Origin of the sequence: Paracoccus halophilus (genome assembly GCF_000763905.1) — a bacterium.
Taxonomy (GTDB): domain Bacteria; phylum Pseudomonadota; class Alphaproteobacteria; order Rhodobacterales; family Rhodobacteraceae; genus Paracoccus; species Paracoccus halophilus.
Genome location: NZ_JRKN01000014.1, coordinates 1 through 19,020, shown reverse-complemented (window position 1 = coordinate 19,020; position 19,020 = coordinate 1). Strand labels below are relative to the sequence as shown.

General features: G+C 64.8%; 18 protein-coding genes. 5 read left to right on the top strand and 13 right to left on the bottom strand.

Annotation, left to right across the window (positions count from 1 at the left end):
* Window positions 1–85: 85 nt before the first annotated feature.
* Together coaD and IT41_RS11070 are read left to right on the top strand one after the other, a co-directional pair.
* Window positions 86–580 (top strand): pantetheine-phosphate adenylyltransferase, encoded by a 495-nt coding sequence (gene coaD, locus IT41_RS11075; protein ID WP_036741176.1) that lies wholly within the window; start codon window positions 86–88, stop codon window positions 578–580.
* Between the two features lie 146 nt (window positions 581–726).
* Entirely contained in the window at window positions 727–1,581 is an 855-nt protein-coding gene (locus IT41_RS11070) for a DUF2189 domain-containing protein (protein ID WP_081967536.1), read from the top strand.
* 117 nt (window positions 1,582–1,698) lie between these two features.
* On the opposite strand, the gene IT41_RS11065 is transcribed toward IT41_RS11070, so the two are convergent.
* From IT41_RS11065 to pyrC, 7 genes are all read right to left on the bottom strand, one after another.
* The gene (locus IT41_RS11065) at window positions 1,699–2,244 is read right to left on the bottom strand and encodes a bactofilin family protein (protein ID WP_036741172.1); all 546 of its coding nucleotides are present in this window, start codon (window positions 2,242–2,244) and stop codon (window positions 1,699–1,701) included.
* A complete protein-coding gene (locus tag IT41_RS11060) occupies window positions 2,234–3,535 on the bottom strand; it encodes a M23 family metallopeptidase (RefSeq protein WP_052081442.1) in 1,302 nt (433 codons plus the stop codon). The genes IT41_RS11065 and IT41_RS11060 overlap by 11 nt, the downstream gene beginning before the upstream one ends.
* Window positions 3,536–3,900: 365 nt before the next feature.
* Window positions 3,901–5,295 carry a helix-turn-helix domain-containing protein gene (locus IT41_RS11055; RefSeq protein WP_036741169.1) on the bottom strand — a complete coding sequence of 465 codons (1,395 nt, stop codon included), beginning with the start codon at window positions 5,293–5,295 and terminating at the stop codon, window positions 3,901–3,903.
* Window positions 5,296–5,359: 64 nt separating this feature from the next.
* Entirely contained in the window at window positions 5,360–6,568 is a 1,209-nt protein-coding gene (locus IT41_RS11050) for a multidrug effflux MFS transporter (protein WP_036741166.1), read from the bottom strand.
* A gap of 92 nt (window positions 6,569–6,660) precedes the next feature.
* Complete coding sequence (locus IT41_RS11045; protein WP_036741163.1) at window positions 6,661–8,160, bottom strand: replicative DNA helicase; 1,500 nt, start codon at window positions 8,158–8,160, stop codon at window positions 6,661–6,663.
* 143 nt (window positions 8,161–8,303) lie between these two features.
* The gene (locus tag IT41_RS11040; protein WP_036741161.1) at window positions 8,304–8,975 is read right to left on the bottom strand and encodes an orotate phosphoribosyltransferase; all 672 of its coding nucleotides are present in this window, start codon (window positions 8,973–8,975) and stop codon (window positions 8,304–8,306) included.
* A complete protein-coding gene (gene pyrC, locus IT41_RS11035) occupies window positions 8,972–10,015 on the bottom strand; it encodes a dihydroorotase (protein ID WP_036741157.1) in 1,044 nt (347 codons plus the stop codon). The genes IT41_RS11040 and pyrC overlap by 4 nt, the downstream gene beginning before the upstream one ends.
* Before the next feature lie 130 nt (window positions 10,016–10,145).
* On the opposite strand from pyrC, the gene IT41_RS11030 reads away from it, so the two are divergent.
* Window positions 10,146–10,463 carry a hypothetical protein gene (locus IT41_RS11030; RefSeq protein WP_052081440.1) on the top strand — a complete coding sequence of 106 codons (318 nt, stop codon included), beginning with the start codon at window positions 10,146–10,148 and terminating at the stop codon, window positions 10,461–10,463.
* A gap of 128 nt (window positions 10,464–10,591) precedes the next feature.
* Here IT41_RS11030 and gap read toward each other — a convergent pair whose 3' ends face one another.
* The 6 genes from gap to IT41_RS11000 all read right to left on the bottom strand — a co-directional run bounded on the left by gap (window position 10,592) and on the right by IT41_RS11000 (window position 16,394).
* Entirely contained in the window at window positions 10,592–11,593 is a 1,002-nt protein-coding gene (gap, locus tag IT41_RS11025) for a type I glyceraldehyde-3-phosphate dehydrogenase (RefSeq protein WP_036741151.1), read from the bottom strand.
* A 156-nt stretch (window positions 11,594–11,749) separates the two neighbouring features.
* Window positions 11,750–11,893: a hypothetical protein gene (locus tag IT41_RS21290; RefSeq protein WP_036741149.1), complete on the bottom strand. Its 144-nt coding sequence runs from the start codon at window positions 11,891–11,893 to the stop codon at window positions 11,750–11,752.
* Between the two features lie 99 nt (window positions 11,894–11,992).
* Entirely contained in the window at window positions 11,993–13,072 is a 1,080-nt protein-coding gene (locus IT41_RS11015) for a flagellar motor switch protein FliG (RefSeq protein ID WP_036741146.1), read from the bottom strand.
* A 60-nt stretch (window positions 13,073–13,132) separates the two neighbouring features.
* The gene (purB, locus tag IT41_RS11010) at window positions 13,133–14,449 is read right to left on the bottom strand and encodes an adenylosuccinate lyase (RefSeq protein ID WP_036741144.1); all 1,317 of its coding nucleotides are present in this window, start codon (window positions 14,447–14,449) and stop codon (window positions 13,133–13,135) included.
* A 124-nt stretch (window positions 14,450–14,573) separates the two neighbouring features.
* Window positions 14,574–15,980: a type I glutamate--ammonia ligase gene (glnA, locus tag IT41_RS11005; protein ID WP_036741141.1), complete on the bottom strand. Its 1,407-nt coding sequence runs from the start codon at window positions 15,978–15,980 to the stop codon at window positions 14,574–14,576.
* A 75-nt stretch (window positions 15,981–16,055) separates the two neighbouring features.
* On the bottom strand, window positions 16,056–16,394 hold the full coding sequence (locus tag IT41_RS11000) for a P-II family nitrogen regulator (protein WP_036741140.1): 339 nt from the start codon (window positions 16,392–16,394) through the stop codon (window positions 16,056–16,058).
* 190 nt (window positions 16,395–16,584) lie between these two features.
* Between IT41_RS11000 and IT41_RS10995 the strand changes: the two genes are divergently transcribed.
* Entirely contained in the window at window positions 16,585–18,144 is a 1,560-nt protein-coding gene (locus IT41_RS10995; protein ID WP_036741345.1) for a bifunctional ADP-dependent NAD(P)H-hydrate dehydratase/NAD(P)H-hydrate epimerase, read from the top strand.
* 599 nt (window positions 18,145–18,743) lie between these two features.
* Window positions 18,744–19,020 (top strand): IS5 family transposase (locus IT41_RS10990; protein ID WP_036741137.1); only part of this gene is annotated, 277 nt, incomplete at its 3' end.

The window sequence follows — 19,020 nt, the reverse complement described above, 5'->3', positions numbered from 1 at the left end:
GGCGCGGCGGCGATTGCGGCGCCCGCTCTTGCAATCCCGGCGAAAAACCTGTTCGCTGCACCCCCGCGAACCTGAAGGAGGCGCCATGCGGATCGGACTATATCCCGGCACTTTCGACCCGATCACGCTGGGCCATGTCGATATCATCGAGCGCGCCATGGCGCTGGTGGACCGGCTGGTGATCGGCGTGGCGATCAATCGCGACAAGGGGCCGCTTTTCGATCTGGAACAGCGCGTCTCGATGGTGCGGCAGGAATGCGATGCGATCACCGCGCGCACCGGCGGCGAGATCCATGTTCACCCCTTCGAGAACCTGCTGATCGACTGCGCGCGCGATGTCGGCGCGACGGTGATCGTGCGCGGCCTGCGCGCGGTCGCCGATTTCGAATATGAATTCCAGATGGTCGGGATGAACCGGGCCCTGGATGCCAGTATCGAGACCGTCTTTCTGATGGCGGATGCACGGCGTCAGGCGATCGCCTCGAAGCTGGTCAAGGAAATCGCGCGGCTCGGCGGCGATGTGTCGAAATTCGTCACCCCGGTGGTGAACGAGGCGCTGCGCCTGCGCCTGGCCGGCTGAGCGGATTTCGCGTGGCGCCGGGCAGGGATCGCGGCGCCGACGCCCGCCCTGTGAGCAAGCCGGGTCGGCTCCGTCCGGGATGCGGCCGTCAGGATACTTTTCCTTTACCGTTGTCCTGCTAAGCTTCCCGGTGACGGAGGAAGACGATGTCCATGACCGATTCGGATCCCAAGCCCATTCCCACGCCGATCCCCGATCCCGAGCGTGAGCCCTTGCCCGACCCGAATCCCGATCCCGGCCCCGACGAAATTCCGCTGCCCGAAACCATCGGTTTCGACACCATCCCGCAGGTGCTGGCCGCCGGCTGGCGCGATTTCCGCCGCGCCCCGGCCTTTGGGCTGCTTTTTGCCGCCTTCTATGTCGCCGGCGGTCTGGTGCTGGCCGCCGTCGCCCTTGCCTCGGGGCAGGAATGGTGGCTGATGCCCTTTGTCGTCGGCTTTCCGCTGATCGCGCCCTTTGCCGCCACCGGCCTCTATGAGGTCAGCCGCCGCATCGAGACGGATCGGCCGCTGATCTGGCGCGAGATCCTGGGCATCGTCATGGCGCAAAAGGACCGCCAGGTGCCGTCGATGGCCATGCTCATCCTGCTGATGTTCATGTTCTGGGTCTTTGTGGCCCATACGATCTTCGCCCTGTTCATGGGCGTGTCGTCGCTGACCAATGTCACCTCGTCCTTCGAGCTTCTGTTTCAGGGGCGCGGGCTGACCATGCTGCTGGTGGGCAGCATCGTGGGGGCGGGCTTTGCCATGATGCTGTTCTCGATCACCGTGGTCGGGCTGCCGCTGATCATGGATCGCGAAGTGGATCTGGTTTCGGCGATGATTGCCAGCTTTCAGGCGGTGGGGCGGAATCTGCCGGTGCTGCTGGTCTGGGCGCTGATCATCGCGGGGCTGCTGTTCATCGGCATGTTGCCGCTGTTTCTGGGACTGTTCGTCGCCTTGCCGGTGCTTGGTCATGCCAGCTGGCACATGTATCGCCGCCTGATGCCGGACCCGGAATAGGGCGGCGTTCCGCAGCCGGGGAAACGGATAAAGGGGCGGCGCGGGGCCGCCCCTGGTCCTGATGTCTGCGATCCTTTCCGCCCCCGGCTGCCGGGAACGGATATGGTGCCGGGGCGATTATTCGCCGGCGCCGGCCGGCTTGCCGCCGTTCTGCGCATTGGCATTGCCGGCAGGCCGCGCGCTTGGCGGCGCCAGCTTGGGCGTCACGCCATTGGCGAGCGGGTCTTCCTGCCGCTGAACCGAACCCTCGAAATGGGCGCCCGATTCGATGGCGATGGTCTTGTGGATGATGTCGCCCTCGACGCGGGCGGTGGCAGACAGGCGGACCTTCAGGCCACGCACACGGCCGATGACGCGGCCATTGACGACGATTTCCTCGGCCACGATCTCGCCGCGGATGGTGGCGCTGTCGCCGACGACCAGCTGATGGGCGCGGATATCGCCTTCGACATTCCCTTCGACCTGGATATCGCCCTCGGTCCTGATATTGCCGGTGACGGTCAGGTCCGAGGACAGGACCGACGGCGCCAGCCGGGCGCGCGGCGAGGATGGCGCAGCGGCGGGCAGGTCGTAATCGGCGTCAAGGCTGCGCGGAGGCTCGGTCTGGTCGGAGGTCGGCTGATTGCGGGGGCCGGGTTCGGTAACGCGGGTTTTAGAAAACATTTTGGGCTGCCTTGATGAAGCTCATGGGGTTCACGGCGCGGCCGTCCACACGGACCTCATAGTGAAGGTGCGGTCCGGTCGACCTGCCGGTATTGCCCATATCACCGATCTGGGTGCCGCGCGATACCTTTTGGCCCTTCTTCACGCGAATCTTAGACAGATGGGCGAAACGGGTTTCCGTGCCCAGCTCGTGCTGGATCTTGATCAGATTGCCATAGCCGCTTTGCCAGCCGGCCCAGATCACCGTGCCGTCGCCGGTGGCGTAAACCGGCGTGCCGGCGGGGCCGGCCATGTCGATGCCGGAATGCATCCGGCCCCAGCGGCGGCCATAGGGTGAAGTCAGCCGATAGGCGGACTGGACCGGCATCGCCAGCGGCATCTTCTCGATGGCGATGCGATAGGTGTTGACCTGATCCAGCGTGATCATGATCTCGCGGGCCTTGGCCTCGCCCTGGGTGATCGCGGCATTGCCGCTCGAGGAATAGCCGACCGGGTTCAGCGGGCCGCCCTGACCGGAATAACCGCGGCGCACGGTGCGCAGGATCTCGTCGGGATTCATGCCGACGCTGCGGAACATCTCGTCCAGCGGCTCGACCGAAACCGACACGGCATCTTCGAGCTGGGTCAGGATTTCGTCGTTGCGCGCGACGATCAGGTCGCGTTCCAGCCGCGTGGCCTCGGCGATGCGGGTGGCGTCCTCGGCCTGCTGCTCGGCCGAGGCGCGCTCGGCCGAGGCGGTTTTCAACTCGCGCGACAGGATATCCAGCGCGGCCTGCAACTCGGCGGTGCGCGCGGCCTGATCACCGGCATCGGCGGTCAGGCTTTCCGTATCGTGATGGGACTCGACGGCCTCTTGCAGGCTGGCCTGGACGGCGCCGATCCCGGTTTCCAGTTCGCGCCGCCGTGCTTCGGATTCCAGAAGCTGGGACTGCATGCGCGAAACCTGATCCAGCGCCACGGAAAAGCGGTTCTGTGCTGCGACCGCCTCGGCCGCGCGGCTGTCGCGCTCGGCGGAAAGATCGGTCAGCCGCGATTCCAGCGCGCCCTGCGAACGGCGCATTTCCCCTCTGACCGATCCGGCGCTGATCGCGTCAATCGCAAGGATCGAGGTGGCGATGATCGACCAGCCAAAGACCGCCGCGCCGCCGCTGACGATGACCAGTTGCGTGACCGGGCGCAGCCGCAGAAAGCGGGTGGACCGTTCCGACTTCAGGAAGAGACGCTGTTCCGGCAGCCAGCGCTCAAGCACCGAATTCAGACTTTGAGTAATGCGCAATGTCCCGGGTTCCATTCTGGTTGGCCAAGCTTGACGGGCACGGCCTTAGCTGCGCATGGGTAAAACCGACCTGTGCCCGGAGCGCAACATTTCTGGGACAGTTACATGTCGGATGGGCGGAATGATGCCGATCGACTGCCGGAAGCAAGTGGATTTCCGCCGGGAATCATCCTTGGGGAGAGCGGGATATTCGCAGATGCATTCCAGGATGCATGTGCAATTCAATGATAAATCTGGCGATATTGTCAGACACTCGCCTGCGGTCGCTGTTGAACGATCCGGTTCATCGCAACTTAAGATTGTTTTCTGGTTGCCACCCCGGGCGGGAAATTTCCCGGTTGAAACTTTACTTTCTCTGCGGTGCAGAATCACTTTTCCGCTCAGGCAACCTCGTAGGGCAGCGGGCCGGGGCGGTCCTGCGGGATGCGGATATGCCGGTCGATCGGCGGAACCGATCGCTGATGACAGTTCGGTCGCGGACAGATGCGGCATGAGACGCCGATCGGCTCGAACAGATGCGGGTTCCCGATATCCAGCCCATCGGCATAGATCATCTCGCGGGCATGGCTGATCTCGCAGCCCAGACCGATGGCGAAACGCCGCACGGGCGCGCCGAAGGCGCCGCCGGGCTTGGAGACATCGCGCGCCAGAAGCAGATAGCGCTTGCCGTCCGGGGTTTCGGCCAGCTGGCGCAGGAAACGGCCCGGCGTCTCGAATGCCTGATGCACGTTCCAGAGCGGGCAGGCGCCGCCAAAGCGCGCGAATTGCATCCGCGTGGCGGAATGGCGCTTGGTGATCGTGCCGGCCTGATCGACGCGAACGAAAAAGAATGGCACGCCACGGGCGCCGCCGCGCTGCATGGTGGAAAGCCGGTGCGCGACCTGTTCCAGCGAGGCGTGAAACAGATGGGCAAGCCGCTCCAGATCGTGCCTTTCGGCGCGGGCCGCATCCAGAAAGCGCGCGTAAGGCATCATCGCGGCGCCGGCGAAGTAATTGGCCAGACCCAGCCGCGCGATATTGCGGGCCGAGGCGCTGCGGAACCGCGCCAGTTCCAGCGTTGCCTCGAGCAAATCGCCCCGTGCCTCCAGCGCCAGCAGATGCAGAAGCTGAAAGGCCTGCGTCGCGGGTTCGGCCGCGGCGTTCAGCGTGATGCGCCTGCCGTCACGCAGATAGACCGGCCCGCTGCCCAGTTCGGCCAGCTCGACCCGGATATCGCGATCCGCCAGCGCGGCGATGACGCGGGGCAGGGGCGGCGTTTCGGGACGGATGCGGGCGAATTGCTCGGCCGACTTGTCCACGGCATCGATGTAATTGTCGCAATAATGAAAGAAATCGCGCACCTCTTCCCATGGCGAGGGGGTGGCGTTCTGCGCGCCGGCGCCAAGCGCTTCATCCATCGCGGCCAGCCGTTCCTGCCCGTCGCGATGGGCGCGATAAAGGTCGAGAAAGGCGCGCGCCAGCGCCGGCGCATTGGTCGCCGCCAGCCGGAGATCGGCGGGCGAGGGGGGGCTGTCGAACAGGGGATCGGCAAGCGCCTCGGCCATGTCCAGCACCATGCGCTCGGCATCGCCCACCGCCATCGCCCCCAGATCGACCGAGAATTCCGAGGCCAGCCGCAGCAGCACGCCGGCCGAGACCGGGCGATGGTTGTTCTCCATCTGCGACAGATAGGGCAGCGACACGCCCAGCCGGTCGGCAAAGGCGCGCTGCGTCAGCCCGGCGCGCGATCGGGTCTCGCGCAGCGCAACGCCGGCATAGATCTTCTGGGTGGCCATGGCTGCTCCCTGGTTTTGCAAATATCAGGGATACGCTTTGCAAAGGCCGGGAGGCAAGAGCCCATCAGCCGCGCCGCAGCAGGCTGCGTTCGCGCGCCATGACCCACAGGATCGCCAAAGCCGAGGCCACCGCCGAGACCGTCATGATGATCAGCAGCGGCGCGGCGCTGGCCCCTTCGCGCAGAAAGACTCCGGTCAGTGCCGCCAGGCCGGCGCCGCCCGCCACCGCCATGGCGCCGCCCAGCCCGCTGGCGGTGCCGGCCAGTTCGGGGCGCACGCCCATCATGCCGGCATTGGCATTGGGCAGCACCAGGCCGTTGCCGATGCCCATGCAGGCCACCGAGCCGAAAAAGACGAGCGGCGAGCGGCTGCCCAGCAGATCGGCGATCAGCGCGAACCCCAATGCGCCCGAACAGATCAGCGCGCCGCCCAGGATCATGTAATTCATCCCGATGCGGATCGAATAGCGGGCCGAGAGGAAGTTGCCCGAGGCATAGCCAAGCGCCGGCGCCGCGAACCAATAGCCGATCTCGGCCGTGCTCAGTTTCAGGACGCTTTCGCCGACAAAGGGCGCGCCCCCGAGATAGGCGTAGAACGAGCCCGCGCTGAGCGCCGCGGCCAGCGCATAGCCCCAGAACCGCTGCGAGCGGGCCAGCACCGGATAGGTCGCGATCTGCTGCCGCATCGGCACGCCGCCGCCGCGCGCGGTTTCGCTCAGGTCGAACCAGCACAGGCCAAGCACCGCCAGTCCCGCCAGCCCGGAGACGGCGAAACTGGCGCGCCAGCCGAAAGCCTCGTCCAGCACGCCGCCCAGGGTGGGCGCGATCATCGGAATCAGCGCCATGCCCATGGTGACATAGCCGATCATGCTGGCGGCGGATTCGCCGGGCACCATGTCGCGGACCACGGCGCGGCTGATCACGAAGCCGGTCGTGACGATGGCCTGGATCATGCGAAACACCAGAAACCAGCCCGCGCTTGGCGCGAGCAAGGTTCCCAGGGTGGCCAGAACGAAGATTGCCAGCGAGCCCAGCACAACCGGCCGGCGGCCGAAACGGTCGCTGACCGGGCCGCAGAGCAGTTGCAGCACCGCGCTGACCCCCAGAAAACCGGAAACGGCAAGCTGCATCAGCGCGTAATCCACCCCGTAATCGCGCGCCATGCCGGGCAGCGAGGGCAGGAAGATGTTCATCGACAGCGCGCCGATGGCCGAGATCGAGACGAGGGTGAGCAGTCGCGGCCTGCGCACGGGTGCCAGATGCTGAGTCTTCATGGCGCTACATTGCCCGCGCCCTTGCCAAAGGCAACCACCCGGTGCCCATATCAGCGTCGCGCGGACCGGCAGAGGCCGAACCGGCTCAGGGCCTAGTCAGCGCGGTCCCAGGATCGGTGCTTTTCCAGGTCGCCGAAGCGGGTGAAGCGGCTCTCGAAGGCAAGCTCGACCGTGCCGATCGGGCCGTGGCGCTGCTTGCCGATGATGACCTCGGCCTTGCCATGGCAGGCTTCCATGATCTGCTGCCAGTTCGCCATCTTGTCCAGATCGTGGTCGGCGGGCTTTTCGCGCTCGCGGTAATATTCTTCACGAAAGACGAACATCACGATATCGGCATCCTGCTCGATCGAGCCGGATTCGCGCAGGTCGGAAAGCTGCGGGCGCTTGTCCTCGCGGGACTCGACCTGGCGCGACAGCTGCGACAGCGCGATCACCGGGATGTCCAGCTCCTTGGCGATTGCCTTGAGCCCCTGGGTGATCTCGCTGACCTCGTTCACGCGGCTGTCCTTGGCGGTCGCGGCGCGCAGCAGTTGCAGATAGTCCACGATCAGCAGGTCAAGGCCCATGGTGCGTTTCAGCTTGCGGGCGCGCGCGGCCAGCTGGTTGATCGGCAGGGCCGGGGTGTCGTCGATGAACAGCGGGCAGTTCTGCAGGTCGTGCGCGGCCTCGATAAAGCGGCGGAACTCGTCCTCGGTCATGTCGCCGCGGCGGATCGCCTCGCTGGGCACCTCGGCCGCTTCGGAAAGGATCCGCGCCGCAAGCTGCTCGGCCGACATTTCCAGGCTGAAGAAACCGACGACCCCGCCCGCCAGCGTGCCGGTGCTGCCATCGGGCAGTTCGCCGGTCTTGTGGGCCTTGGCCACGTTGAAGGCGATATTGGTGGCCAGCGAGGTCTTGCCCATCGAGGGGCGCCCCGCGAGGATGATCAGGTCCGAGCGGTTCAGCCCGCCCATCTTGCTGTCCAGATCCTTGAGCCCGGACGAGACGCCCGACAGCCCGCCGCCCCGGCCATAGGCCGCATTGGCCGCATTGAGCGCCCCGGTCACGGCAAGCAGGAAGCTTTGAAAGCCGCGCTCGGCCACGCCCTGTTCGCCCAGCTTGTAAAGGGTCTGCTCCGCCTCCTTGATCTGTTCCTCGGCGGAATCGCTGACCAGCACGGTCCGGGCGCGCGAGGAAATGTCCTGCCCCAGCGAGATCAGTTCGCGCCGCAGCGCGAATTCACGGATCATCTGCGCGTAATCGCGCGCCGCATGGGACGAGATCGCAGCCCCCGCCAGACGGGCCAGATAGGCCGGGCCGCCCAGTTCCTGCAGGCCGGCATCCTCTTCCATGAAGGCCTTGATGGTCACCGGGCTGGCCAGCGTGTTCCGGGCGATGCGTTCGGCGCAGATCTCGTAGATGCGACGATGCACCGGATCGTAGAAATGCTCGGCCTTGATCGCCCGCGAAACGTGGTCATAGACCTCGTTATTGGTCAGCAGCGCACCCAGTAGCTGCTGTTCCGCCTCGATCGAAAAGGGCACCGCCTGTTCGGCGGCGGCGGTCGCGATCTCGCCGGGGTTTCTGTTTTCAACGGGACGCAATTCGCTCATCCATGATTCTCCGGCCTGGTTCCGAGTCGTGCAAGCCCCACGTTATTTCACGGATGCCCGATCCGGGTCCATGGGCGAAGCTGCCTAGGACGCGATGCCGCAGCCTACGGTCGCGCGATCGCCCGGGCACCCGGCGATGGCGTTCACGGATTAGCCGCCTGCCAGGCGCGGGGATCGGTCAGAAAGGTTTCGACCTCGTACAGGGTCGTCTGATCGTAGAAGCCCTGCGCCTTGGCTTCGGCCAGCACGTCCCACCAGGTGCAGAGGTAATGCAGCGCGACGCCGTGATCGGCCAGGCGCTGCGTCGTTTTGGGGAAGATGCCGTAATAAAAGATCACCGCCGTATGCGCGCAATCCGCGCCGGTTTCGCGAATCGCGTCCACGAAGCTGAGCTTGGAGCCGCCATCGGTGGTCAGGTCCTCGACCAGCAGCACGCGCTGCCCCTCGGTCATCGTGCCCTCGATGCGGGCATTGCGGCCGTAGCCCTTGGGCTTCTTGCGGACATAGGTCATCGGCAGGCCCAGCCGCTCGGCGATCAGGGCGGCGAAGGGAATGCCGGCGGTCTCGCCGCCCGCGACATTGTCGAAGGCATCGAACCCGGCATCGCGCAGCACGGTCGCGGCCAGGAAATCCATCAGCGTCGAGCGGATGCGCGGGTAGCTGATCAGCTTGCGGCAGTCGATATAGGTCGGCCCCTTGAGGCCCGAGGCATAGGTATATGGCTCGGTCGCGTTGAAATGCACGGCCCCGATTTCCAGCAGCATGCGGGCGGTCAGGCGGGCGATTTCCTCGCGTGGGGGAAAGGGCAGGGTCATGCGGGGTCCTCGAGCTGCCAATAGAGCGGAAATCCGGGGTCGAAGACGGTCACCGTCTCGGATCCGGCCGCGATATGGGTGGGGTATGTCACCGGTTCGTCGCGCTTGACAAGCCGGACCCGGTCCTCGTTCGCGGGCAGGTCGTAGAATGCCGCGCCGTTGAGCGAGGTAAAGGCCTCGAGCCGGTCCAGCGCCCCGTCCTCTTCAAAGACATGGGCGAGGATCGACATGGTATTGGGCGCGGTAAAGCAGCCCGCGCAGCCGCAGGCCGATTCCTTGGCACTGTCGGGATGCGGCGCCGAATCCGTGCCCAGGAAAAAGCGCGCATCCCCCGAACAGGCCGCGCGGCGCAGCGCGAGGCGGTGGGTTTCCCGCTTGGCGACCGGCAGGCAGTAATAATGCGGCCGGATGCCGCCGACCAGGATATGGTTTCGGTTGATGACCAGGTGATGGGTGGTGATCGTCGCGCCGATATTGTCGTTGCCGCTGACGTAATCGACCCCGTCCTGCGTGGTGATATGTTCCATCACCACCTTCAGCCCCGGCACGGCGCGGCGGATCGGGTCCAGAACGCGGTCGATAAAGACCGCCTCGCGGTCAAAGATGTCGACGGCGGGGTCCGTTACCTCGCCGTGGCAGCAAAGCGGAATCCCGGCCTCGGCCATGACCTCGAAAACCGGGCGGACCTTGTCGAAATCGCGCACGCCCGAGGCGGAATTCGTCGTCGCGCCCGCCGGATAGAGCTTGACGGCAGAGATGATTCCACTGGCATGCGAGGCCAGCACATCGGCCGGATCGGTAGTTTCCGTAAGGTACAAGGTCATCAGGGGACGCAACGTCATTTTTTCTTCTGACGCAACGTTGATCCGGTCGCGATAGGCCTTGGCCTGGGCTCCGGTCACGACCGGCGGCACCAGATTCGGCATGATGATGGCGCGGCCGAATTTGCCGGAAAATGAAACCACTGCCCGCAACATTTCACCGTCGCGCAGGTGCAGATGCCAGTCATCGGGGCGTCGAAGCGTTAACGATTTGCTCATGTGTTTTCTCTATACCGGGTGTCACCGCAAGACCATAGCCGACCCGACATGCACGAAAGGATGACTTGGCACCATGCTCGCGGCCGTGCAGATTGCGAAACCGTCCGGTTTAGCGTGAAGGATCTTAGGTATGGGTAATATTGTTATGAATGCCGCACAGCTGCGGGTGCCGTTTCTGCTATGGCAGCAGATGGCCCGCATGTCATGGGAGGCACAGCTGGTCATCGCGTTGCGGACCGCGGGGATGCTTGGCCTGCTGCGACAGGATCATTCCGAACCCCACCGCATGGTGGCGGAAAAGGCCAATGCCGCGACCGAGGCCATGCATGCGGCGATTCGCGCAGCTGGCCGGGGCGAGCGCGCCGACCGCGTGATGGCGGCCGCGCTGCGCCCCTATCGTCGTCGCACCAAGGCGAATGTGCGCCGCCTGTCCAGGAAGAAACCCTGACCAGCCCCTGGGGCCTGCGGATGCCGGCGTGACAGCTGGCGCTGCCGGGCCGATCTGAACGGGAGAAGTGCGCCGCCTTGCGGGGCGCAGCTTCCCTTTATCGTCGTGCCGGCCGGATCGCCGCAGGCTCAGAGCAGCTTGCCCATGGCGACCGCCGTATCCGACATGCGGTTCGAAAAGCCCCATTCATTGTCGTACCAGGTCAGGATGCGGCAAAGCTTGCCTTCCATCACCTTGGTCTGATCCATGTGGAAGATCGAGGAATGGGGATCGTGGTTGAAATCCGTCGAGACCAGCTTTTCCTCGGTATAGCCAAGGATGCCTTTCAGGGGGCCATCGGCGGCCGCCTTGATGGCGGCGTTGATTTCCTCGACCGAGGTATCGCGGGCGGCCTCGAAGGTCAGGTCCACCACCGATACGTTCGGGGTCGGCACACGGATGGCGACACCGTCCAGCTTGCCCTTGAGTTCCGGCAGGACCAGCCCCACGGCCTTGGCCGCGCCGGTCGAGGTCGGGATCATCGACAGCGCCGCGGCGCGGGCGCGGTACATGTCCTTGTGCATCGTGTCCAGCGTCGGCTGGTCGCCGGTATAGCTGTGGATGGTGGTCATGAAACCGCGGGTGATGCCGACGGTATCGTTCAGCACCTTGGCGACCGGCGACAGGCAGTTGGTGGTGCAGCTGGCATTGGACACGACCAGATCGTCCCCGGTCAGCGTGTCGTCGTTCACGCCAAAGACGATGGTCTTGTCGGAATTCTCGCCGGGCGCCGAGATCAGCACGCGCTTGGCGCCGGTCGACAGATGCGGCTGCACCTTTTCCTTGGAGGTGAAGATCCCGGTGCATTCCATGATGACATCGATATCGCCCCAGGGCAGTTCGGCGGGGTTGCGGATCGCGGTGACCTTGATCGGGCCGCGGCCCACATCGATCGAATCGCCGGTCACCCTGACCTCGGCCGGGAAGCGGCCATGGACCGAATCGTAACGCAGCAGATGCGCGTTGGTTTCAACCGGGCCGAGGTCGTTGATGGCCACGATCTCGATATCATTGCGCCCCGATTCGATAATCGCGCGCAGCACGTTCCGACCGATACGGCCAAAGCCGTTGATCGCCACCTTGACAGCCATGGGGTTCCTCCGCCGCTGATGAAGTTCGCATGTCGAAATAGCTTGCATTCGGGCGGGATGCAAATGCCCCAATGGCGCGATGGCGATGGGATGCGTTGAAACAGCCCGGGCGGCGCCTGTCTGGGCCGCGCCCCGATCGGGAGCGCCGTGCGCCGATCAGCGCCAGAAGCTCAGATATTCGATCGAGGAGACAAGCGCCTTGCCGGCAAGGACCGGCAGCCCCCATCCCAGAAACAGCGCATCCGCCAGGAACAGCGCCAGAATCATCAGGCCAAGGATCACAGCGATCTGGTTGGTCATGCCAGGCCTTTCCGGGCGGGTTCCGCAACGCGGTGTTCTGCCGATCTCTCCATATCCCGGCTAGCTAGGCCAGAGCCGCGGCGCAGGCAAGACATGGCGTCAGGAGGCCGCCGGCTCGGTGGCCTGATCCGGCTCATCCTCGGCTATCGCGGTATCGTCATCGCCGGGATCTTGCGCGATCAGGAACAGATCGCCCGATGCCTCCATCCGCCGGATCACCGCGACGACCTGATCCATCGCCTCTTCGGCGCTTTTGGGCGAGACCTTGCCCAGCGTCTCCATCTCTTCGCGCATGGAGTCCGCCAGGCGCGAGGACAGGCCGCCCAGCAGGAAATCGACCGTCGGCCGGTTCTTGCCGCTGGCCCCGGCCATGGCCTTGATCAGCACCGGGTTTTCAACCTCGCGCGTGATGCGGGCGATGTCGCGCGGATCTATCCGCGTCGGGATATGCGCCCAGGTGAAGATCGTCTTGCGCACCTCCTCGGCGAAATCCGCATCGTCGTGATCCAGCCCTTCGAGGATGCTGTCCCGGGTCGAGGAGGATGAGGAGTTCAGGATCGCCCCGACCTTTTCGCCGGGCGCGCCGGTAATCGGCGGCTGCGGCACGGCATCGGCAGCCTGGATCAGCGCCTTGCCGATCCGCAGCAGGGCCTCGGCGCCGATATTCCGGGTCAGGTTCATGGTATGGGCGATCCGGCGGGCAAGGTCGGTATCGAGGAGCCCGAACACCTCGGCCGCGCGGGATACCGGGAGTTTCGAGAACATGACGGCCGCGATCTCGACGGCTTCGGTCCGGGCCAGTTCGGCCAGAAGCGCGGGCGAGATATTGGCGATACGGTCCCATGGGTCGCCCGCGCCGTTCAGCGCCGCCATGCGGCGCAGCCTGTCGGTCGTGTCCGGCGACAGATGACCGTCCAGCAGGTCCAGCGTGCTGTCGATATCGCCGGGAAAGGACAGCCCGACCGATTCCAGGATCTCGCAGAACTCGGCGACGACCGCATTGCGGGTCTTGCGGTCGACAAACCCCATCAGCGCCATTTCCTGGGCCAGATCGGTCTGCAACCCGGGCGGCAGCCGGGCGAGGTCGATATCCTCGCCCTCGGCCAGCACCAGACGCACGATGATGGCAGCTTTCTGCCTGGCGTTGAGCGTGGGCTTTTCGATGGCTGCGACGCCCATGGATTGCTCCCGATTCATTCCGTTTCGGGGGCAATCTGGCATCAAAGAGCGAATAGCGGGTTAATGCCCGGCCGGTTCGCTAAAAACCCGCGCAAAAATCGTGTCCACATGCCGGGTGTGATAGCCAAGGTCGAATTTTTCCTCGATCTCGGCGGGGGTCAGGGCGGCGGTCACATCCGCATCGGCCAGCAACTCGGTCTTGAAATCGGCGCCCTGTTCCCAGACCTTCATGGCGTTGCGCTGCACCAGGCGATAGGCGTCCTCGCGCGAGACCCCGGCCTGGGTCAGCGCCAGAAGAACCCGCTGCGACATGACCAGACCCTTGAACCTGTTCATGTTTTTCAGCATGTTCTCGGGGTAGACAACCAGCTTTTCGATGACGCCGGCGAGCCGGTTCAGGGCGAAATCCAGGGTGATGGTGGCGTCGGGGGCGATGCCGCGCTCGACCGAGCTGTGCGAGATGTCGCGTTCATGCCAGAGCGCCACGTTCTCCATCGCCGGGATCACCGTCATGCGCACCAGCCGGGCAAGGCCGGTCAGGTTCTCGGTCAGGACCGGGTTGCGCTTGTGCGGCATGGCCGAGCTGCCCTTTTGACCGGGGCTGAAGAATTCCTCGGCCTCCAGCACCTCGGTGCGCTGCATGTGGCGGATCTCGATGGCGATATTCTCGATCGACGAGGCGATGACGCCCAGCGTGGCAAAGAACATCGCGTGGCGGTCGCGCGGGATGACCTGCGTGCTGATCGGCTCGGGGCGCAGGCCCATCTTCGCGCAGACATGTTCCTCGACCGCCGGGTCGATATTGGCGAAGGTGCCGACCGCGCCGGAAATCGCGCCGGTCGCGACCTCGTGCCGCGCGGCCTGCAGCCGGGCCTTGCCGCGCGCCATTTCGGCATAGAAGCGGGCGAAGGTCAGGCCCATGGTCGTCGGCTCGGCATGGATGCCGTGGCTGCGCCCGATCCGCAGCGTGTCCTTGTGCTCATGGGCGCGTTTCTTCAGCGCCGACAGCACCTTGTCCATATCGGCCAGCAGGATGTCGGCGGCGCGGACAAGCTGGACGTTCAGCGTCGTGTCCAGCACGTCGGATGAGGTCATGCCCTGATGCACGAAACGCGCCTGATCGGCGCCGATATGTTCCGCCAGATGGGTCAGGAAGGCAATGACGTCATGCTTGGTCACCGCCTCGATCTCGTCGATGCGGGCGACATCGAATTCGACATCCTTCGCCTGCCAGACCGCTTGGGCGTTTTCGCGCGGGATCACGCCCAGATCGGCCTGGGCGTCGCAGGCATGGGCCTCGATCTCGTACCAGATGCGGAACTTGGTCTCGGGCGACCAGATGGCGGTCATTTCGGGGCGGGCATAGCGCGGGATCATCGGTCTCTCCTGTATTTGCGGGGCTTGTAGTCGCATGCCCCCCTGTCCGCAACGGTGGCGTGCCCCGGCAAATCGAAAAGCCGCCTCAAGGGGCGGCTTTCCTGCTCTCGGGCTGTCCGGTCGGTCAGCAGCTGTAATACATCGCGTATTCGACCGGGTGGGGGGTATGCTCATAGGCATAGACCTCTTCCCATTTCAGGGTCATGTAAGCCTCCAGCTGATCGCGGGTGAAGACATCGCCCGCCAGCAGGAAGTCCATGTCCTTTTCCAGCTCCTCCAGCGCCTCGCGCAGCGAACCGCAGACGGTCGGGATCTCGGCCAGTTCCTCGGGCGGCAGGTCATAGAGATCCTTGTCCGAGGCGGGACCCGGGTCGATCCTGTTCTTGATCCCGTCGATCCCGGCCATCAGCAGGGCGGCAAAGGCCAGATAGGGGTTGGCGGCGGGGTCGGGGAAACGGGCCTCGACGCGCTTGGCCTTGGGGCTTTCGGTCCACGGAATGCGCACGCAGCCAGAGCGGTTGCGCGCCGAATAGGCCCGCAGCACCGGCGCCTCGAAGCCGGGGATCAGCCGCTTGTAGCTGTTCGTGGACGGGTTGGTCAGCGCGTTCAGCGCCTTGGCGTGTTTCAGGATGCCGCCGATGAACCACAGCGCCTCCTGCGACAGGTCGGCATATTTGTCGCCCGCAAACAGCGGCTTGCCGTCCTTCCAGATCGACATGTTGACATGCATGCCGGAACCGTTGTCGCCCTTCATCGGCTTGGGCATGAAGGTCGCCGACTTGCCATAGGCGGCGGCGACATTGTGGATCACGTATTTGTATTTCTGCAGATTGTCGGCCTGCTCGATCAGCCCGCCGAAGATCATGCCAAGCTCGTGCTGGGCCGAGGCGACCTCGTGGTGGTGCTTGTCCACCTTGATGCCCATGCGTTTCATCGTCGACAGCATCTCGCCGCGGATGTCCTGGGCCGCGTCGATCGGGTTCACCGGGAAATAGCCGCCCTTGTGGCCGGCGCGATGGGCAAGGTTGCCGTCCTCGTATTCCGTGTCGGTGTTCCATGCCGCATCGACCGAGTCGATCGCATAGCCGACCTTGTGCGGCGTCACCGAATAGCGCACGTCGTCGAACAGGAAGAATTCGGCCTCGGGTCCCCAATACGAGGTGTCGCCGATACCGCTGGCCTTCAGATAGGCCTCGGCCTTGACGGCCGTGCCGCGCGGGTCGCGGGAATAGGGCTCGCCGGTATCGGGCTCGACCACGTTGCAATGCACGCAAAGCGTCTTTTCGGCATAGAACGGGTCGATATAGACCGAGGCGGGGTCGAGGATCAGCTTCATGTCGGACTGGTCGATCGACTTCCAGCCGGCGATCGAACTGCCGTCGAACATGAAGCCTTCCTCAAAGAAGTCCTCGTCGACCAGATCGACCACCAGGGTGACGTGCTGCAGCTTGCCCTTGGGATCGGTAAAGCGGACGTCGACATATTCGACATCCTCGCTTTTGATCAGATCCAGTACGTCCTTGACTTTCATCGGGGGGTCCTTCCTCCATCAGTCTGCCCGGCATCCTGGCCGGGCATGGGATAATCGTTGCGGCGGTGGGGCGGGTCAGACCGCGTCGTCGCCGGTCTCTCCGGTGCGGATGCGGATCGCCTGCTCGACCGGCAGGATGAAGATCTTGCCGTCGCCGATCTTTTCGGTCCGCGCCGCCGAGATGATGGCATCGACGGCGGCATCGACCAGATCGTCGGGCAGCACCATCTCGATTTTGACCTTGGGCAGGAAATCGACCACATATTCCGCGCCGCGATACAGTTCGGTATGCCCCTTCTGCCGTCCGAAGCCCTTGACCTCGGTCACCGAGAGGCCCTGAACGCCGACCTCTTGCAGCGCCTCTTTCACATCGTCCAGCTTGAAGGGTTTGATGATGGCCTCGATCTTCTTCATCGCCTGATCCTTCCTGTCGCGACTTGCCTGCGACCTGATTGGCGGGTTTGATGAGGCAGGTCCATGCGGCATGGTAAAGGAACTGGCATGAAGACAGGGAAACCGCGATTGCTGCCTGTTTTTTGGGCGGAGTGCCCCTGATTTGGGCGGGAAAAGAGCATTGCCGCGAGAACTTCTGACGGCCGCGCAGATGCGGGCGGTCGAGACGGCCGCCATGGAAAGCCGCCAGGTCACCGGGCTGGAGCTGATGGAGCGCGCCGGCGCCGGCGTCGTCAAGGCGATCCTGTCCAACTGGCCTGAATATCGCGGTACGCGGCGCTCGGGGCGCTGGCGCGCGACGATCCTGTGCGGCCCGGGCAATAACGGTGGCGACGGCTATGTCGTGGCGCGGCTGCTGTCTCAGGTGAACTGGGAGGTCACGGTGCTGGCCTATGGCGACCCGGCAAGGCTGCCGCCGGATGCGCGCGCAAACCATGACCGATGGCGGAAGATCGGTCCCGTCGGCCGCTTGCTGGGGCCACGTCTGCTGCAGGCGGATGTGCTGGTCGATGCGCTGTTCGGCACTGGCCTGACGCGCCCCGTGGATGAACTCGCCCCGGTTTTCGAGGATATTCACGCAGCCTTGCAGGAGGGCTTTTCCGGGCCGAATTCCCCGGGCATCGACCGGCTGGTCGCCATCGACGTGCCCAGCGGGCTGGATGCCGATAGCGGGCGGCGCCTGTGCGGCGCGGATGAGCAGGGCCTGATCTACGATCTGACGGTCACCTTTCACCGCCGCAAGATCGGACATCTGCTTGCCGACGGGCCCGAGCTGAGCGGCAGGCTGCATGTCGTGGATATCGGCCTGGAGCCGTGGCAGCGGCTGGCGGATGACAGTGTGCTGCCGGCCGGGCCGGATGCGCGGCTGCAAAAGCGCGGGGGCCATAAATACGATCACGGCCATGCGCTGATCCTTGGCGGAGGCGCCGGCCGTGGCGGTGCCGCGCGCCTTGCCGCCCGCGCCGCGCTGCGCAGCGGTGCCGGGCTGGTCACGCTGGGCGTCCCGCCCGAGGCGCTGCCGGAAAATGCGGCAAGGCTGGATGCGGTGATGCTGGCCCCGCTGGCCGATGCGCAGGCGCTGGAACAGGCGCTGCGCGACAGCCGGCTGAACGCGATCTGCCTGGGCCCGGCTCTTGGGCTGGAGCGCGCCCGCGAACTGGTGCCGGTCGCGCTGGCGGCCGGGCGCGCGACGCTTCTGGATGCCGATGCGCTGAGCGCCTTTGCCGGCCTGCCCGATGCCTTGTTCTCGCATCTGCACGAGCGGGCCGTTCTGACCCCGCATGAGGGCGAATTCGCGCGGCTGTTTCCCGATCTGGCGCAGCGGCTTGCCGCGCCGGCCGAACGCGGCCCGGCATTTTCGCGTCTGGATGCGGCGCGGATGGCGGCGGCGCGGGCCGGCTGCACGGTGCTGCTGAAAGGCCCCGATACGGTGATCGCGACGCCCAGGGGGCAGGCCCGGATCGCCGCTGCCGTGGGCGAGGATGCGGCGCCCTGGCTTGCGACCGCGGGCTCGGGCGATGTGCTGGCCGGAATCGTGACCGGGCTGCTGGCGCGGAGCTTCGCGCCCTTGGATGCCGCCGCGACCGGCGCATGGCTGCATGCCGAGGCGGCGCGCCGCTTCGGTCCCGGCCTGATCGCCGAGGATCTGCCCGAGATCCTGCCGCAGGTGTTTCGCCGCCTTGACGCCGAAGCCTCCCTGCGCGCGGGCTAACGCTTTGACATGAGGGCGCGGGGTTGCCGGGGTGGTGGAAGGTTTTGTCACGCGAATCGAGTGACGCGGATTCATCGTGTGAATCCTGCGCCATAGCCGGGAGGTGCGAGCGAGCGACCGCGGCCAGCCCTTGTGTCGTGTTTTCAGATGGTGCGGGTGGAGGGACTCGAGTCCTCCAGGTCTTATATTTATTAATTATTATCAATGCATTATACTATATTTTGCAGTGCTGTGACGCCCGCAGAAGTAGATTGGTGACGCTGGGTCATGTCCTGCCTTGTCTGCGACAGGGCAGGACAAGTAGTGCTGCCTTTAGGTTGACCTTCTTTCGAGACGCCACTTCAACTCAGCGGGCGCTTGACTGGCGAAGTGTCGGATATTGTCAAGGTGATTTTGCAACTGCTTTGCGGTTGCCTCGTCGGCTCCGTTCTGGGTGCTTTCAAGCAGCGTGCAAACAGCCCTACCAATCTCTGCGACAAGTACTTCAATTGCTGCTTCAGGGGGGATTCGGGTTTCTTCTCTCATTAGGGTCAGGACCCATAAGGCCGCTTGAACCCTTTGGATAGTCGTGATTCACGCCCGCAAACTACGGGGGCAACATGAGCGACTACTACTGGTTGACGGAGGCGCAGATGGAGCGTCTTCGACCGCACTTTCCGAAATCACGTGGCGTACCAAGGGTCGATGATCGGCGGGTGCTGAGTGGGATCATCTACGTCAAACGGAACGGTTTGCAGTGGCGCGACGCGCCATCGGTGTATGGCCCGCACAAGACGCTCTACAACCGGTTCGTCAGATGGTCTCGTATGGGTGTGTTCGCACGCATCTTCAAGGACTTGGCGCAACCAGGGCGAGACGGAGACACCATCATGATAG

Excerpts from the sequence above, each read along its gene's own strand:
- coaD (WP_036741176.1), top strand. The coding sequence starts at position 86 with ATGCGGATCGGACTATATCCCGGCACTTTCGACCCGATCACGCTGGGC.
- IT41_RS11070 (WP_081967536.1), top strand. The coding sequence starts at position 727 with ATGTCCATGACCGATTCGGATCCCAAGCCCATTCCCACGCCGATCCCC.
- IT41_RS11065 (WP_036741172.1), bottom strand. The coding sequence starts at position 2,244 with ATGTTTTCTAAAACCCGCGTTACCGAACCCGGCCCCCGCAATCAGCCG.
- IT41_RS11060 (WP_052081442.1), bottom strand. The coding sequence starts at position 3,535 with ATGGAACCCGGGACATTGCGCATTACTCAAAGTCTGAATTCGGTGCTT.
- IT41_RS11055 (WP_036741169.1), bottom strand. The coding sequence starts at position 5,295 with ATGGCCACCCAGAAGATCTATGCCGGCGTTGCGCTGCGCGAGACCCGA.
- IT41_RS11050 (WP_036741166.1), bottom strand. The coding sequence starts at position 6,568 with ATGAAGACTCAGCATCTGGCACCCGTGCGCAGGCCGCGACTGCTCACC.
- IT41_RS11045 (WP_036741163.1), bottom strand. The coding sequence starts at position 8,160 with ATGAGCGAATTGCGTCCCGTTGAAAACAGAAACCCCGGCGAGATCGCG.
- IT41_RS11040 (WP_036741161.1), bottom strand. The coding sequence starts at position 8,975 with ATGACCCTGCCCTTTCCCCCACGCGAGGAAATCGCCCGCCTGACCGCC.
- pyrC (WP_036741157.1), bottom strand. The coding sequence starts at position 10,015 with ATGAGCAAATCGTTAACGCTTCGACGCCCCGATGACTGGCATCTGCAC.
- IT41_RS11030 (WP_052081440.1), top strand. The coding sequence starts at position 10,146 with ATGGGTAATATTGTTATGAATGCCGCACAGCTGCGGGTGCCGTTTCTG.
- gap (WP_036741151.1), bottom strand. The coding sequence starts at position 11,593 with ATGGCTGTCAAGGTGGCGATCAACGGCTTTGGCCGTATCGGTCGGAAC.
- IT41_RS21290 (WP_036741149.1), bottom strand. The coding sequence starts at position 11,893 with ATGACCAACCAGATCGCTGTGATCCTTGGCCTGATGATTCTGGCGCTG.
- IT41_RS11015 (WP_036741146.1), bottom strand. The coding sequence starts at position 13,072 with ATGGGCGTCGCAGCCATCGAAAAGCCCACGCTCAACGCCAGGCAGAAA.
- purB (WP_036741144.1), bottom strand. The coding sequence starts at position 14,449 with ATGATCCCGCGCTATGCCCGCCCCGAAATGACCGCCATCTGGTCGCCC.
- glnA (WP_036741141.1), bottom strand. The coding sequence starts at position 15,980 with ATGAAAGTCAAGGACGTACTGGATCTGATCAAAAGCGAGGATGTCGAA.
- IT41_RS11000 (WP_036741140.1), bottom strand. The coding sequence starts at position 16,394 with ATGAAGAAGATCGAGGCCATCATCAAACCCTTCAAGCTGGACGATGTG.
- IT41_RS10995 (WP_036741345.1), top strand. The coding sequence starts at position 16,585 with ATGCGGGCGGTCGAGACGGCCGCCATGGAAAGCCGCCAGGTCACCGGG.